General features: G+C 56.5%; 9 protein-coding genes and 1 pseudogene. 3 read left to right on the top strand and 7 right to left on the bottom strand.

Annotated features, from left to right (window positions below):
• Nucleotides 1–281 precede the first annotated feature (281 nt).
• Complete coding sequence (locus ABFX35_RS10290) at nt 282–1,418, top strand: helix-turn-helix transcriptional regulator (protein WP_279025351.1); 1,137 nt, start codon at nt 282–284, stop codon at nt 1,416–1,418.
• 100 nt (nt 1,419–1,518) lie between these two features.
• Here ABFX35_RS10290 and ABFX35_RS10285 read toward each other — a convergent pair whose 3' ends face one another.
• The gene (locus tag ABFX35_RS10285) at nt 1,519–2,136 is read right to left on the bottom strand and encodes a LysE family translocator (RefSeq protein WP_279025349.1); all 618 of its coding nucleotides are present in this window, start codon (nt 2,134–2,136) and stop codon (nt 1,519–1,521) included.
• A gap of 140 nt (nt 2,137–2,276) precedes the next feature.
• Here ABFX35_RS10285 and ABFX35_RS10280 point away from each other — a divergent pair, with 140 nt between their 5' ends.
• Nucleotides 2,277–3,155 (top strand): LysR substrate-binding domain-containing protein, encoded by an 879-nt coding sequence (locus ABFX35_RS10280; protein ID WP_279025348.1) that lies wholly within the window; start codon nt 2,277–2,279, stop codon nt 3,153–3,155.
• 76 nt (nt 3,156–3,231) lie between these two features.
• On the opposite strand, the gene ABFX35_RS10275 is transcribed toward ABFX35_RS10280, so the two are convergent.
• Genes ABFX35_RS10275 through ABFX35_RS10255 form a run of 5 tightly spaced genes read right to left on the bottom strand, consistent with a single transcriptional unit; the run spans nt 3,232 to nt 11,198 of the window.
• Nucleotides 3,232–5,421 (bottom strand): TonB-dependent siderophore receptor, encoded by a 2,190-nt coding sequence (locus ABFX35_RS10275; RefSeq protein ID WP_346080694.1) that lies wholly within the window; start codon nt 5,419–5,421, stop codon nt 3,232–3,234.
• Nucleotides 5,422–5,444: 23 nt separating this feature from the next.
• On the bottom strand, nt 5,445–6,770 hold the full coding sequence (locus ABFX35_RS10270) for a lysine N(6)-hydroxylase/L-ornithine N(5)-oxygenase family protein (protein WP_346080692.1): 1,326 nt from the start codon (nt 6,768–6,770) through the stop codon (nt 5,445–5,447).
• Nucleotides 6,767–8,509, bottom strand: a complete 1,743-nt coding sequence (gene iucC, locus ABFX35_RS10265; RefSeq protein WP_346080930.1) for an aerobactin synthase IucC — start codon at nt 8,507–8,509, stop codon at nt 6,767–6,769. The genes ABFX35_RS10270 and iucC overlap by 4 nt, the downstream gene beginning before the upstream one ends.
• Nucleotides 8,509–9,456: a GNAT family N-acetyltransferase gene (locus ABFX35_RS10260; RefSeq protein WP_346080690.1), complete on the bottom strand. Its 948-nt coding sequence runs from the start codon at nt 9,454–9,456 to the stop codon at nt 8,509–8,511. Before ABFX35_RS10260 ends, iucC begins: the two co-directional genes overlap by 1 nt.
• Nucleotides 9,456–11,198 carry an IucA/IucC family protein gene (locus tag ABFX35_RS10255; protein ID WP_346080688.1) on the bottom strand — a complete coding sequence of 581 codons (1,743 nt, stop codon included), beginning with the start codon at nt 11,196–11,198 and terminating at the stop codon, nt 9,456–9,458. The genes ABFX35_RS10260 and ABFX35_RS10255 overlap by 1 nt, the downstream gene beginning before the upstream one ends.
• Nucleotides 11,199–11,338: 140 nt before the next feature.
• On the opposite strand from ABFX35_RS10255, the gene ABFX35_RS10250 reads away from it, so the two are divergent.
• Nucleotides 11,339–12,529, top strand: a complete 1,191-nt coding sequence (locus ABFX35_RS10250; RefSeq protein WP_346080686.1) for an MFS transporter — start codon at nt 11,339–11,341, stop codon at nt 12,527–12,529.
• Nucleotides 12,530–12,626: 97 nt separating this feature from the next.
• Here ABFX35_RS10250 and ABFX35_RS10245 read toward each other — a convergent pair.
• Nucleotides 12,627–13,046 (bottom strand): annotated as a pseudogene (locus tag ABFX35_RS10245) (arginine deiminase-related protein); the annotation flags it as partial.
• Nucleotides 13,047–14,060 lie beyond the last annotated feature (1,014 nt).

Below are 14,060 nucleotides of genomic sequence, written 5' to 3'. Positions count from 1 at the left end.
GTTGGCTGAGTTCAACGATTTGATCTGCCCATAAAACTCGTTCTCGTAAGGCCAGCGCAATTATTTTATTAAAAAATCCAATATTTTATCATGCAACCCGAATTATTTAGGCTTATTCTCTATGGGCTGGCTGCGCTCCTAATTTCTCGTTGCTTAATTTAATTGGTTTTAAGATTGTTCTTATGTTAACTTTAGAGATGATTTCTAATTTATGGAAAATTAAAAAACCTTATAGCCAAGCATGGATGGAGGTATCTATCTGACTATATGAGGATTTTTAAGTGAGAAAAGAATCTGTAGACAGTGATGCACTGGAAATAGCCTATGTATTGGAAAGTGCCTCGTGGGGAGAAATTACCTGGGACGGGGTGTTAAAGAAGATCACGGAAATCATCCCCGGTACTTCATTGCATTCCGTTCACCATGATCCCTTTGCCAGTAAAGCGCTGACGCTGAGCTGGTGTGGTGTTGATGACGTCATTGCAGATAGCTATAGACGCTATTATATCGGCATTAATCCGTGGGCTCCGGTTATTGCCGCTTTGCCCAGTGGATCTATCTTTGTTTCTGAGAGGCAAATGCCGGCTGATACCTTTAAAAATACCGAATACTACTGCGATTATCATTCCAGATTGGGAAAGCGCATAGCCTGGTCCGGTATGAAAATCGATATGGGGCCACATGATAATTTTTTCCTATGTTTCAATTACTCACTAAAGTCCAGCAGAAGGCTGGATTTATATTTTCCCCACCTGTTTTCCGCCATTAAGATGCCGCTGTTAAGGCTGCTCGCCGAGGAGAAGCGTGTTAACAATATACGGCAGCGTGTAATGGCGGAAGTGGCGATCTCCTTGTCTTCTGCGGGAGCGGCCCTCGTCGTAGATGAAAGAATGAAGCTTTATGAGATGAATCCACGTGCTGAAATGCTTGTCGCAGAAGGGACGTTGGTTCGGTATCGTCAGGGCGTGCTTAGCTTTATAAATAATGAACTAAATAAGCTTTTTCTTGAGAAAGTGAAAAGGCTAAATGCCACGCCGCTAGGGCATCATCAGACGTTTGGGGTACGAAGTGGTTTTAAAAACTTCATCATAAAATTTACCCGTGTTAATCGCGATCTTGGCAAACCTCTGATATACACCCCCGCATTAATTTTAATTTCTATAACGGATGCCAGCTTGCGCAGAGGCGCGTTGGATACCACCCTGTTAAAAAATCTTTACAAACTAACGGATACTGAAGCAAAACTTTGCTATCTGTTAGCCAAAGGGTTTAGCTTGATCGAATCCGCAGCGGCGGCCGGTATTAGCTATGAACATGCCCGGCAGCGTATAAAAATAATATTAGATAAAACTGGTACGAATAATAAAACGGATCTGACCTCATTATTAAGCCAGCTTATTTTCTGGGTGGACTCATAGACTTTCATACCTGAAGCTTCAGATGCGTTGGCTAAATTTAACGGTTAGTCCGCTCCCAGGTTTTCCCCTTGGGGCCAACGCAACTTGAGTTTTTCTTTTTTTAAACGCTGACGTTGGTAAACACCAGTGACACGCCGAGCAGCAGCAGGGCAACCCCGATGATCTTGTCGACGGTGAGCTGATGATTCAGCAGGCGCCGGCGCATCGTGGGGGCGGCGAAGAAGAGTGCGACGATGCTAAACCAGATCCAGTGTGAAGCCGACATGAACAGGCCGTAGGCAACGTTGTGGCTTAGCGTGCTTCCGGTGCGAACCACCTGCGTATAGGTGGCAACGACGAATAGCATTGTCTTCGGGTTGAGCGCATTGGTGAGGAACCCCATGCGAAAGGCCGCCCATGATGACGGCGCAGCCCCGGACGCGTCTTCCAGCTTCAGCACCGTTCTGTTGCTCAGGGATTTGTACCCGAGGTAGATCAGATAAGAAGCGCCAAGCACTTTCATCGCCAGAAACAGCAGGGGAGAATTGACGATAATCACGGCAATGCCCAGCACCGTATACATCACATGAACCTGTACGCCGCAGGCAATGCCGAATGCCGAAATTAAGCCGGCGCGCGAACCGAAGGCATAGCTGTTGCGGCTGACCATCGCGAAATCGGGGCCGGGACTGATAACCGCCAAAATAGTAATGGTGGCTACCGCAATCAGTTCATTCATGGTTTTTAGCTCCGTTCAGACGTTGTTTTGACGATGATTTTGCACAGATCGTTTGTGCCGTAGGGCGCCATTATTGAGTGCTTGTGCTGGTGGAAAAAGCGATTTATCTTGAGGGAAATCTGTCAGATTTCATCGAGTATATGAAACTTCCCTCTCTGGCTTCATTCCGCTTTTTCGAAGCGGCAGCGCAAACCGGCAGCTTCGTGAAGGCGGCCGAGCAACTTCATGTGACGCACGGCGCCGTCAGCCGGCAGGTGCGGCTGCTGGAGGAGGCGCTGGGTGTTGAGCTGTTCGAACGGCGAAACCGGGCAATCTTCCTTAATGCCGCCGGGCGCTCGCTGCATGCCACCACCCTCGCGGTGTTCGAACAGCTTGAAGGCGCTGTGTACCGTTTGCAGCAGTCGGCGCGCGAACAGGTGCTGGTGCTGTCTTGCGAACCGACCATCGCCATGAAGTGGTTGATTCCTCGTTTGCCTGCGTTTCACCAGGCAAACCCCGACATCAATCTGCATTTGGTCGCCGCCGGCGGGCCGATCGATTTCGCCCGGGCCGGGGTCGATCTGGCGTTACGGCGTGACGATTTCCGTTGGGAGCAGGGGGTTCACGCCGCGAAAATCTGCGATGAATGGATGGGGCCGGTGAGCCGGGAAAACCCAGGCCGCCAGGCGCAACTGGACGGTGTGCGCCTGCTGCACGCCGGGACGCGCCCGGAGGCATGGTCGGCCTGGCAGCGGCTGGCGGGCGTGTCCACCAAAGGGAGCATCCGGGTTGATTATGAACACTTTTACCTGTGCGTTCAGGCGGCGGTTGCCGGATTGGGAATGGCGATGGTGTCTTTCCTGATGGTGCAGGATGAGCTGGAGAGCGCACAGTTGCATGCGCCATACGGCTTCACGCGCGATGGCTCCAGCTATTGGTTGCTGTCGCCTCGGCCGCTGGAGCAGGATGACAAGTGCGCACGCTTCAAGCAATGGCTGATGGCAGAGGCGGCAATGAGCCTCTCTGCCATTGAGGAATGAACCGACAAAGCCAGGCGGCGCCCCGCAAGAATGCATGAGCGCCGCTGGCATCGGGCAGCAAGCGCGGCGCCGGCTGTTAGAACAACACCGAGTAGTTCAGCCCAAAGGTGCGGCCGCGGCCTTTATAGCTATAAAGCTCCGATGCGCCGTAGGTCGGGCTGTAAAGCCCCGGCGCACGCTGGCCCCAAACCGTGGTGTAATCTTTGTCCAGCAGGTTTTCTATGCTGAAGCTAAGTTTGCCCACCGGCAGGTTATAGCTGCCGAGAAAGTCTACGGTGTTGTAGCCGTCAATTTTCTTGCCGTCGCTATCTGAAACGTCAAAGGTTTGGGTGCTCTGCACGCGCAGACCCCAGTCGCCAGGAGCCCAGTTCACCCATGCGCTGACCTTCGACGGGCTGGCGCTGTCGACGGTCAACTTCTGCCACTTTCCGTCTACGCGGGTTTCGGATTTGATGACGTTAAAGTTCGCCCCGGTGCTCCATTCGCTATCGGTGAAGAAGTAATCCACCTGGCCTTCCAACCCATAGATACGACGCTTGTCGTCTTCAAGATTGATGGTCATATCGGTTTTATTGATATTGATGGTTTTGTCAGACAGCGAGTAGTAAGCCGCCGCCTGGGTGCGCAGGTTGTCACCGGTGAAGCGCCAGCCCAGCTCAAACGCGTTGACCTTGATGCCATCCAGCTTAGAGTCGTTGACATTAACGCTGTTTGTCAGGCGATAGTGCCCATCCACCAGTTGATACGTCCCGGAGCCGTAGTATTTGGCTAAATCCGGGATCTCAAAGCCCTGTGAGAAGTTGAACCACACCTGCTGGCGTTCGGTCAGGCGCCCCAGAATGCCGGCGTTGAACAAGACATTGTTATAGTCGGTTTTGCCTCCCGGCACCGCATCGGCAGATTGCGCTCGCCCGGTGGCAATGGCCTGCTGTTGAGCGTAACCGACAAAGTCATCCACTTTGTTTTCGGTGTACTGATAGCGCACGCCGCCGCTTAGGGTAATGGCATTAATGTCGTAGCTGGCTTGCAGGAAGGGGGCAAGGTTAGTGATGCTGTAGCCGGGATAGCGCCCAACGTTATAGGCGTTGTCCAGCGTCATGCCGCCGCTCTGCGCCGCCGTATTCAGGTCAAAGAACTGCTGGTTGGCGTTAAAGGTTTCGTGGTCGGCGTCCAGGCCCCAGGTCAGCGTCAGATCGTCCAGGGGTTTGCTGTTAAGGGTCAGTTTGCCGCCGTAGAAATCGGTTTTTTGCTGTGATGCGCCAATGCTGGTCACCACGCCGCCACCCAGCGTCGGGAACGGATAGAAGGTCAGGCTTTCGTCACGGTAATAAATCTGCGCCACCAAATCCTGGCCGAAGAAATCGCTGTTGGCGTACTGTAGGTTAATCAGGTGGCGCTCGGTGCCGGGAATACGGTCGGAATTCAGGTTGCCGGCGTTATACGCATTGCCATCGCCGGTCACGGCAGAGAAGTTCTCCCCAAGGAACAGGCCATGTTTACCGTCCGATTCGCTTTTATAGTACTGCGCCGTCAGCTGTAGCTGCTGATGTTCGTCGATGTTGATGGTGCCCGTGCCCATCAAATCAAGGCGGTCAGAGTACTGCAGGCCCGTCTGGGTATTATCGATGATTACCTCGTTGCCTTTGCCGTCATACCAGCCGCCGTAGCGCTGGTAGGAGAGCGCAAGCCGGCCAGAGGCTTTGTCATCGCCGCCGCTCACCGCCGCGGCGATATTCTCATCATGGTCGTTATGGCTGTTGAAGCCGCTTTTGGCGCCGGTCTGGAATTCTACCTGCGTCCCGGCCTGGCCCTTTTTGGTGACAATGTTAATCAGGCCGCCGGTACTGCCGCCGCCATACAGTGACGTTGCGCCAGAGATAACTTCGATATGCGCAATGTTGAAGGGATCGATCGCGTCTAACTGGCGGCTGTCGCTGCGCGATGAGTTAAGGCGCACCCCGTCGACCATCACCATCATCGAACGCCCGCGCATATTCATGCCGTAGTTGGTGCGCCCCTGGCTACTGACATCCATGCCTGGTATGAGCTGTGCCAGCACCTCTTTTAACTCTTTGCCGCCCTGAACCTGCTGTTCAATTTCAGCCTGTTCAATCACCCAGGTGGTTTGCGCCATTTCCGCGACGCTTCGGTTGGCACGGCTGGCAGAGACAACCATCTGCTCTTGTTCAGGATCTTCCGCCCAGGCGGGGGATGAGAGTATGGCGAGTAGGCACGGATTTAAAACCCAGCGATATTGATGTTTCATTATTGTGGTGCTCCGATGGTGTGTCAGTACTCAGTCGTTTTTACTAAGGGTTGAAAGGCCTGGCCGGCCGTCGGGCTTGATTTACTGCGCCAATGGATAACGCCAGGCGTGGTGGTTAGCTCAAACGGTTCTTCTGGGTGCGCGCGGTTGAGAATGCGAGCAGATCGCCAGGCCATGAGGCTCAGCTGAGGTTCCGCAATGCCGAGGCTATGCATACCGGCATTGACGGCAAACAGGTGGTTCCCCCGCGGGCCACCCCAGTTGAGGGTAAAGTCGGTGTTTATCTGAAACTCGTCTTCGCTGTTCAACTGCAGGCGGTGCGCCAGCGGCTGGAGGAACGCGGGGGCCGCCGCACGGTATCCGGTGGCAAAAATGACCACGTCGGTTTTCAACTGCTCTTCGCCGTGGTCCAGGTGATGCTGTATCGCCAGGTTCAGGTTGTCGCCTTCCGGCGTGACGCAAGTGACGGAGCGTGATGGCATCAAGCGCGCCCAGGGCCTTTCGCGCAGCACCTCAAAGCGGTGGTACATAGCGCGATAAATGGCGAGCAGGGATTCCGCGGTGATCCCATCGGAGGTCATTTTCTGTTCGGCCAGCATGCGGTGGCGGGCTTTCTCATCAAGCGTTGCGAAGCTCTCCAGATATTCCGGCGTAAAGTATTCGTTGGCGAACGCGGCTTCATCCAGCGCATTGTAGTTGTTGCGGCGCGATACCCAATTCAGCGCTGCAGGTTGCCCCCATGTGCCGCGGAAAATGTTTAAAAATAGATCCGCGCCGCTCTGGCCACCGCCCACGATAGTCACCTGCTTACCGGCCAGCGCCGGCGAGCGCTGCATCATCTCGCTGGCGTGGAAGCAGCGGTCGCTTTGCTCGTTCACGCAATCGGGCAGATTGATTTGTTTACCAATGCCCAGGCAAACGTGGCGCGCCCGGTAGTGGCCGCGTTGGGTAACGACGTCAAATAGCCCGGCCCGATCGTCAAAACTGACCTGTTGCACCCGTTGGCTAAAGGCGATGTTGCCCAGGCGCTCCGCCGCCCAGCACAGGTAATCGGCGAACTCTTCGCGCGTTACGGTGCGCTGTTCGGTGGTCAGGAAGCGGTAGAATTTTTTCCGTTGCACCAGATAGTTGATGAAGCTGTGGCGGTTTGTGGGTTCCACGGCGCTGACCAGATCTTTGAGAAAACAGGTCTGCATGTGGCACTCCGGTAACATCATGCCTGGGTGCCAGGAGAAGTGCGGTTTGCTTTCAAGGAACAGCGAACTGAATCCGTCAAGCCCCTCGGCGAGCGCCGCGACGCTGAGGTTAAACGGGCCAAGACCAATGCCGATGAAATCATGGGTTTTCATTGTGCGGACTCCTTGGTGACCAGATAGAGCGGGTTATCAAGATCGGTTAAGTAATTCGGTAGCATGCGGCTGCCACCGTCGTGTTCGGAGAAAGTGAGTTTCACCGGGTTAAGCACCACGCGAATGATCTGCGGCTTAAACAAATCAAACAGGGCGAAACGTTCCGCCAGTTGCGGGTGGCGGGCCATATAGCGGCGTAAAACGGCCGCCAGCAGCTGATAGAAACGGGGTTCGCTGACGCCACACTGTTCCGTCAGGCGCGAGATAAAGCGCAGCACGGTAACAAAATGGCCGGTTTGCAGATCGTGTATCAGGTAGTCGGCGCTCAGGCGTGCGGTAACCTGCTTGACCTGCTGCGGTAATGAGGCGGCCTCGGGGAAGTCCTGATCCACCAGGCGCATATCGCCCTGGAAATCCTTCAGCAAAATACGTTGCGGGATGTGGTCCTTCATCACCAGCGTGACGTTCTGCCCATGGGCAATCAGCGCTACGCCATAGCGGCACATCAGGTGATAGAAGGGGAGCACGACCGCCTCGAACATCTTCGTCAGCCAGGCTTCGGCGCTCAGCCCGGATTGCGTAATCCAGGCATCAATCAGCGGGCGCCCTGCAGGGTCTGTTTCCATCAGCGCGGCCATCAGCACGGCCTGTTCACCCGCCTGCAGATAGCGGCAGGGATTTTCGCGCCAGATGACGCCGAACATCTCCTGATAACGGTAGGGGGCTTTCGGCAACGCGGCGTAACCGGCGTGCGCCAGATAGCCCGCCGCCGGCTCGCCGAGGATCTGCGCGCCCAGCGCGCTGAGCGTACGATCCTGGGCAAACTGCTGCTGTAGCCAGGGTGAGGCCAGCGGGCCGGCGGCAATATACTTGCCGGGGATGCCGCGATAGCAGGAGGTGTTGTAAATCGTCAGCGGCAGCTTGATGTCAAAATGCGTGCGGCGGCTGGCGTTCGTCAGGGTGCGTAGCGACTGCTGCGCCAGGTAGTCATCGCCGAATTCACCGAGTTCCACCATCTCACCGCGCGCCAGTTGGGGCAGGAAATGGATGGCGATTTTCTGCTGCCACTGCCAGGGGTGCAGCGGCACCGGCAGCCAACCGTCGTCGAGGCCCAGCGCCTGCCAACGTTGGTTGAAACGCGTGCGTTCGGCGCCGTTCATGGCGCTTGCCAGCAGTGTATCCAGCTCGCAGCCTTCCTCACTGCGCCATACCATCAGATCGCGGCGCACCGCTACCCACTGCAGGCGAAAACGGCCGCAGTATTCCGGGGCATATTGCCGTAACGCATCCAGCCCCCAGCCGCGGCGGCCTTTATTAAAGATAAACTTCGGGTGGCCGCTAAGCAGGCACTGCAACCGATCGGCATCCAGCCCGATCAGCGCATCGGCATTTAATGACTTTCGCGCCTCCAGCAGTTGTAAATCGCCACGCAGCGTTGCGTAGAGATCCTCCAGATGCTCGGCGGTTTGGGCATCGCTCATGTTCAGCACCGCGGCCAACTGACGCAGCGCGCTTTCGGCTTCGATGGGGGCGCCGCTCAGGGGGCGTAAGCTGTGCGGGGCAATATGCAGCCACCCCCAGATGCCACGCTTGGCATGGAACCGCCAGGTTTCATCGCCCAGAGGAATGGACCATTGGCCCGGAGCGATTTCATGCGCGTGCAGCGCGCGTTCATATTCCAGCTCTGCGAGGATCTTCGCCACCATCTCACGGTTGACTTGCTGCCACGATTCCAGCATCACAGCCCCACCTCGCTGAAGAAGTGGTGGCGCTGGCACATCACCAGGCGCGAACGTTTGTGCGGGAAGTCGAACTCTTTCACCGTTTCATAACCGGCGACCGGCAAATGGCGGAACAGACGTTGGTTGTCAAACCGCGGTTCGGCCACAATGCGTGCGGTCTGCGGTTCATCAAGCCATAGATAGTGGCTTAACCCACGTAGCCAACTGCGGATATAGGGTGCGCCGCGCCACTGTTCTTCGCCCACCAGCATATGCAGGCCGCGATCAAATGGTTGCCAGCGATAGTGGCGGCCAATCCGATCTTCCGCCGCCCAGTAGATCTCGAAATAGCCAAAGGGCTCATCGTCAAAGCTGCCGATAAGCGGGTAGCAATAGGCGCTATCCAACTGGCGATGCAGGTATTTTTCCTGTTCCGCCTGCGGCGCGGCCATTTCCCAGAACGCGTTTACGCGCGGTGTATTCATCCAACGCGTAAACCGCTGCGCGTCCTGGGTAATATCCGCCAGGCGGAAGCTGAGGGTGCGCTTAACCTGCGGATCGTAGCGGCGATAAACTTCCCCCTGCGGGCGGGGCGGGCGCTGCGGGAAATACAGCCGGCGCGTTTCGTCATACTGCATCTGACCGCTGGCGGGCAGGCGTTCGCCGCGCAGCCAGAGCGGCAACTGCCAAAAGGCCTGCCGTGCCAGATAGTCGCTTTGCACAAGGTTAAACAGCTGCTGGGCCTGTGGCTCATCATGCCAGTCGGCCCAGGGGAGAGTAATGCCGGCAAGCTGCGGCGCGGCGACAAAAAGCTGATCCAAAGCGTCGACCAGCCAGCGCTCGGGCAGCGGCGACAGGCGCTGGAGTATGGCGCTGGCGTCCAGCCCCAGCGCCAGGGGGAGTGCGGCGTCGATTCGCGTGCAGCGGAAACCGTAACCGTCATGAACAATACTCGCGTGTGGCATCACGCTTTCTCCTTGTAAAACGGGTTGCTGAAATCGAAGTAGATCACCGCCGGATCCGCGATGGTGTTTTCGTTGTGATCGTGCAGATAGCAGAAGAAGTTGCCTTTGCAATTCCAGTGCGGGCTGTTGAGCACGTAATCCAGGCAGCGCGTTTGTTGTGTTTGGCTACGCAGCGTAGCCAGCGCTTCACGTACCTGGGCTATCAGTTTCTCTTCGCTGTCGAACCCAGCCGCGCCGAGCGCCGCCGTCACGGCCAGGGTGGAGTTCACCAGCAGGTAATAGGGAAAGTAGCGCAGCAGTTGCTCTTCGCTGAAGCGGTTTTCCGCCTCTGGCTCACCGATTTCGGCCAGCCATTGCTCCGCGCCGGCGGTAAAACCGCTGCCCTGGCAGTCGCGGTAGAGCAGGCCAACGGGAAGGTCTTGCTGCATTTCCACCAGAATGTTTTGCTGGTGGGCCAGCAACACCAAGCCGTAATCGGCTTCCGCACTGAATAGCGGCAGGAGGATGCGATCGCAGTAGGCCGCCAGCCAGCAGGCGGCGGCCTGGGCCAGCGGCAGATTGAGGCGCTGGCCGAGCCGGCGCACGCAGGCCGCCAACAGGCTGTCGCCGCCATCCGGCGCGGCCTGGGTCAGGCTGACCAGCACATTGGTTTGTGTTTCCGGCAGGGGGAATAACAGGTTCTCACGCAGCGCCATCAGGCTCTCTTCCTGGATCTGGCCGTCGGCATCGCGCAGGCCGATCCAACCGTCTTCCTGCATCACACGCATGGTAGGGTAGCGGGCCTGTAACTGTTGCCAGCGCGGGGTCTGCGCCAGCCGGGCCAGTCGAACCCCTCGTTTCACTTCTTTGACCGACAGCGTGCGCACTGAGTTGGTCAGCCGCACGCTCAGCGAAAATTTAATCATGTCGCTGTTGCTCTCGTTGTAGAGCGAACGCGAAGAACTGGTGGGCAACCAATGCGCGCCGGCTTCGCCTAAATCCTGCAGTGAGCCGTTGTTCAACAGCGTCCGGCAACCGTTTTGCGCCAAGAGATGGTCTGCCTGCCAGGGGTGCATGGGGATCAGCCAGCGGGCGTCAGTGAAATGGCCGAGCAGTTGCGGCGCGCTTTGTGCGGCAAAACGCAGCAGACGGGCGCGCAGCGGCATCAAGAGGCTTTCGCCAGCCACGAAGGCGCTGTCTACCGCGAACCAGCGTAGCGGGAAACGGGAGCAAAAATCTGGCAGATAGCGCTTTGCTTCAGTTTCGTTAAAGGGTTCGTGTGATTTTGGCGCCGGATGGAATGCATGGCCAACCAGCAACGCCTGTTCTGCTTCGGCAAACGTCAGCGGCGTGTTGCGCAGCGTTGCCCAGCGGTGGCGTTGGTTAATGGCTTGCCAGGTGTGTGCGTGGCTTTGCAGCACCCGCGACTGGAACCGGGCAATTGTGTCGTCCGGCAAGGCTCTTTTGACGTCGGGCCTGGCGAGGATCAGCGATACCAACCGCGTAAAATCAATAGGTTCGCCGTGGCTATCATCCGCGCTGAGTAGCCGCGCCGGAAAATGGTACTGATGATGCTGCGTTGGCGAGAAATAGCGAACGGCAATGCGGATGGCCTGGGTGGACGAAAGGGGAATATGAATTTGCGCAGGTTGGTCTGGCTCATTATGCGAGAGGTGCTGCCAGTCTTGGGTTTCGCGCAGCAGTGCGTTTAAAAAACACTGGGCCGCAACGTCGGTATCAATGGCTTGTGGCAGAGAAAACATAAGGGAAATTCCATCCAAACATTGATAATGGTTATCATTATGGTAATGGAATTGTTTACATTGGCAACTATTTTTGTAATATTTACTTTCATTAAGCTTACGTTATCATTACATTTGTTGGTGTTATCTTAACGAAATATATGCATTCATCTCCTGATACGTTGACGCATGAAACCCCGCCAAAAGCCAACTGGCCGTTGGCGTTGTGTGCTGGGCTGCTGGGCATTGGGCAAAATGGTTTACTGGTGGTATTGCCGCAGTTGGTGGCGATGACCGGCCTGTCGCTTTCGGTTTGGGCGGGGCTGCTGATGTTTGGCTCCATGCTGTTTTTACCCGCATCGCCGTGGTGGGGGAAACAGACGGAAATTCGCGGCTGCAAGCTGGTGGTGCTGGCAGCGCTCGGCGGTTATCTGGCCAGTTTTGCACTGATGGCGCTGATGGTGGGCGCGATGGCAACCGGCGGCATCAGCGCTTTCTGGGGGCTGGTGGGGCTGGTTGCTTCCCGTGCATTGTACGGTCTGACGGTGTCCGGCATGGTGCCGGCGGCGCAGACGTGGGCCATGCAACGGGCGGGGATAGCCAATCGCATGGCAGCACTGGCGACCATCAGTTCGGGGCTAAGCTGTGGGCGCCTGGTGGGGCCCCCGCTGGCCGCCATGGCATTGAGCCTGCATCCGCAGGCGCCGCTGTGGCTCATGGCCGCGGCGCCTTTGTTGGCGCTGCTGTTGGTTGTTCGCCAGCCCCAGGATCCCCCATTACTTCCGGCCGCGCATCAGTCCTCCCGGCTACAGCGCACCATGCTGCCGTATCTGCTGCTGGCGTTGCTGTTGGCGACGGCCATCAGCCTGATGCAGCTTGGGCTGGCGCCACACCTGCGGCTGTTCGCCGGCGAAGCTGCCCAGATCAGCCACCATGTGGCGCTGTTACTGAGTCTGGCGGCGGCAAGCACGTTGCTGGCACAGTTTCTGGTGGTGCGCCCGCAGCACTTCCGTGCCGTTACGCTGCTCGGGGTGGCGGCGCTGTTGATGGTCGCCGGATTGGGCATGATGTTGCCAGCGGATCTGGGCTGGATGTATGGCGGCATCGCGGTGGTTTCATTCGGCGCGGCGATGGCTACGCCGTGTTATCAACTGCTGCTGGATGCGCGCCTGTCCACGGGCAAAGGGGCCGGGTTTATTGCGACCAGCCATACGCTCGGCTATGGCTTGAGCGCGATGCTGGTGCCGCTGGTATCACAGCTGTACGGCGAGCGCTATCTGATCGCGACGGCGCTGCTAATGGCTTTGGTTTTTCTGCTGCTTAGCGGCTGGATAGGGTGGAAAAACCGATAAATCGCTGTTGGACGAAGCGGCGTTACGGCGTAACGGTTTCCATCGGAAGCAGGGTGTTCACGCCGTGAAATCCTCGATAATTAGCGGGTTGCAGCAGTCAGCCGGTAACTTTGGGCGCGAAAATCTCGGCCAGCATACAGCGAGCGCCGCCGCCGCCGTGCTGTTCGATCACCGTAATCGGTGCCTGCACAATGCGTGCGTAAGCGCTTAGCATCTTCTGTTGTGCGGGTGTGAACGCACGCCAGGCCTGCTCTGACATGGCGATGACGGGGTGCCCATCGTGGCTGCATAGCTCAAGGACGTTGCCGCAAAACGCGTGCATCTGGGCCATCGTTATCGCGATGACGGTTTTGCCGCTGGCGTTCAGGCTCTTGAGCAGTTGGTCACGCGCCGTGGCTTCTACAATCGCCTCCAGGCAGACCACGGCGTAACGAATGCCGACGCTCATCATCACGTTGGTGTGATAGATTGCCCGCCCTTGCGCATCTTCTGCCGTAAAATCAATTACCTGATAACCCGATTTTTGTTGCCCACATTTGCAAAAATCTAAATGGGGGAGGCAGCTCGAACTAGAAGGGTTGCGCTATCTAAAATTGTGTCATTGCCTATTTTTTATATGGTTACCACAACGTCAAGAATAGGTGAATTTATGGCTGATTGGTCAAAGCTTGCCGGGAATGCCGCCGAGGTTGGTAGGCATGCAATAGCGCTCATGTACGAGCGCTATTGCGTTTAGGACGGAATTTTTTACCAATACTGGTAAAGAGCACTGATAGATGGTTATAGCAGCTAAACCAGCCCGGTCAGGTAATAGACTCCAATGATAAAGAAGGCGGCCATGACCTTGAAAATGGTGATACCGAAGATAGGTTTATATGCTTCTCTGTGCGTTAGCCCAGTGACCGCCAGCAATGTAATGATGGCGCCATTATGGGGCAAGGTATCCATACCGCCAGCTGCCATAGAGGCAACCCGGTGCATAACTTCCAGAGGGATATGTGCGGCATGGGCGGCAGCAACAAACTGATCTGACATCGCAGCCAGTGCGATACTCATACCGCCTGATGACGAACCGGTGATGCCGGAAAGCAGGTTGATGGTAATCGCCTGGTTAAGCAACGGATTAGGTATTGCTTTTAACGCTTCGGCTACTGCAACAAAGCCGGGAAGCGCGGAGATAACACCGCCAAAACCATACTCTGAAGCTGTATTCAATGCGGCAAGCATCGCACCGCTTACGGCGGCTTTACTGCCTTCCGCCAGCTTATTAGCTACGGTGCGCCAGGCGAAAATAAAGATCGTGAAAATACCGCACAACAGCGCCGCCAGTACGGCCCAGATGGCGACCATTTTAGTGACGTCGCTCTGGATAGGGCTTTTTAAGCCCGGTAAGGCTATTTCATAGGTGGCGCCGTACCAATGAGGGAGTGCATGGGTGAATATCAGATTCATCACGCCGACCACAACCAGCGGCAACAGGGCGATCATCGGATGAATAAGAGGTATATCCTCCGGTGTTGCGGGCTCATTG

Source organism: Gibbsiella dentisursi (assembly GCF_039539505.1).
Taxonomy (GTDB): Bacteria; Pseudomonadota; Gammaproteobacteria; order Enterobacterales; family Enterobacteriaceae; genus Gibbsiella; species Gibbsiella quercinecans.
The sequence above is the reverse complement of the archived record's forward strand: the minus strand, read 5'-3'. Positions and strand labels throughout refer to the sequence as shown.

Coding starts and splice junctions, on each gene's coding strand:
- ABFX35_RS10285 (WP_279025349.1), bottom strand. CDS start 2,136: ATGAATGAACTGATTGCGGTAGCCACCATTACTATTTTGGCGGTTATC.
- ABFX35_RS10280 (WP_279025348.1), top strand. CDS start 2,277: ATGAAACTTCCCTCTCTGGCTTCATTCCGCTTTTTCGAAGCGGCAGCG.
- ABFX35_RS10275 (WP_346080694.1), bottom strand. CDS start 5,421: ATGAAACATCAATATCGCTGGGTTTTAAATCCGTGCCTACTCGCCATA.
- ABFX35_RS10270 (WP_346080692.1), bottom strand. CDS start 6,770: ATGAAAACCCATGATTTCATCGGCATTGGTCTTGGCCCGTTTAACCTC.
- iucC (WP_346080930.1), bottom strand. CDS start 8,509: ATGCTGGAATCGTGGCAGCAAGTCAACCGTGAGATGGTGGCGAAGATC.
- ABFX35_RS10260 (WP_346080690.1), bottom strand. CDS start 9,456: ATGCCACACGCGAGTATTGTTCATGACGGTTACGGTTTCCGCTGCACG.
- ABFX35_RS10255 (WP_346080688.1), bottom strand. CDS start 11,198: ATGTTTTCTCTGCCACAAGCCATTGATACCGACGTTGCGGCCCAGTGT.
- ABFX35_RS10250 (WP_346080686.1), top strand. CDS start 11,339: ATGCATTCATCTCCTGATACGTTGACGCATGAAACCCCGCCAAAAGCC.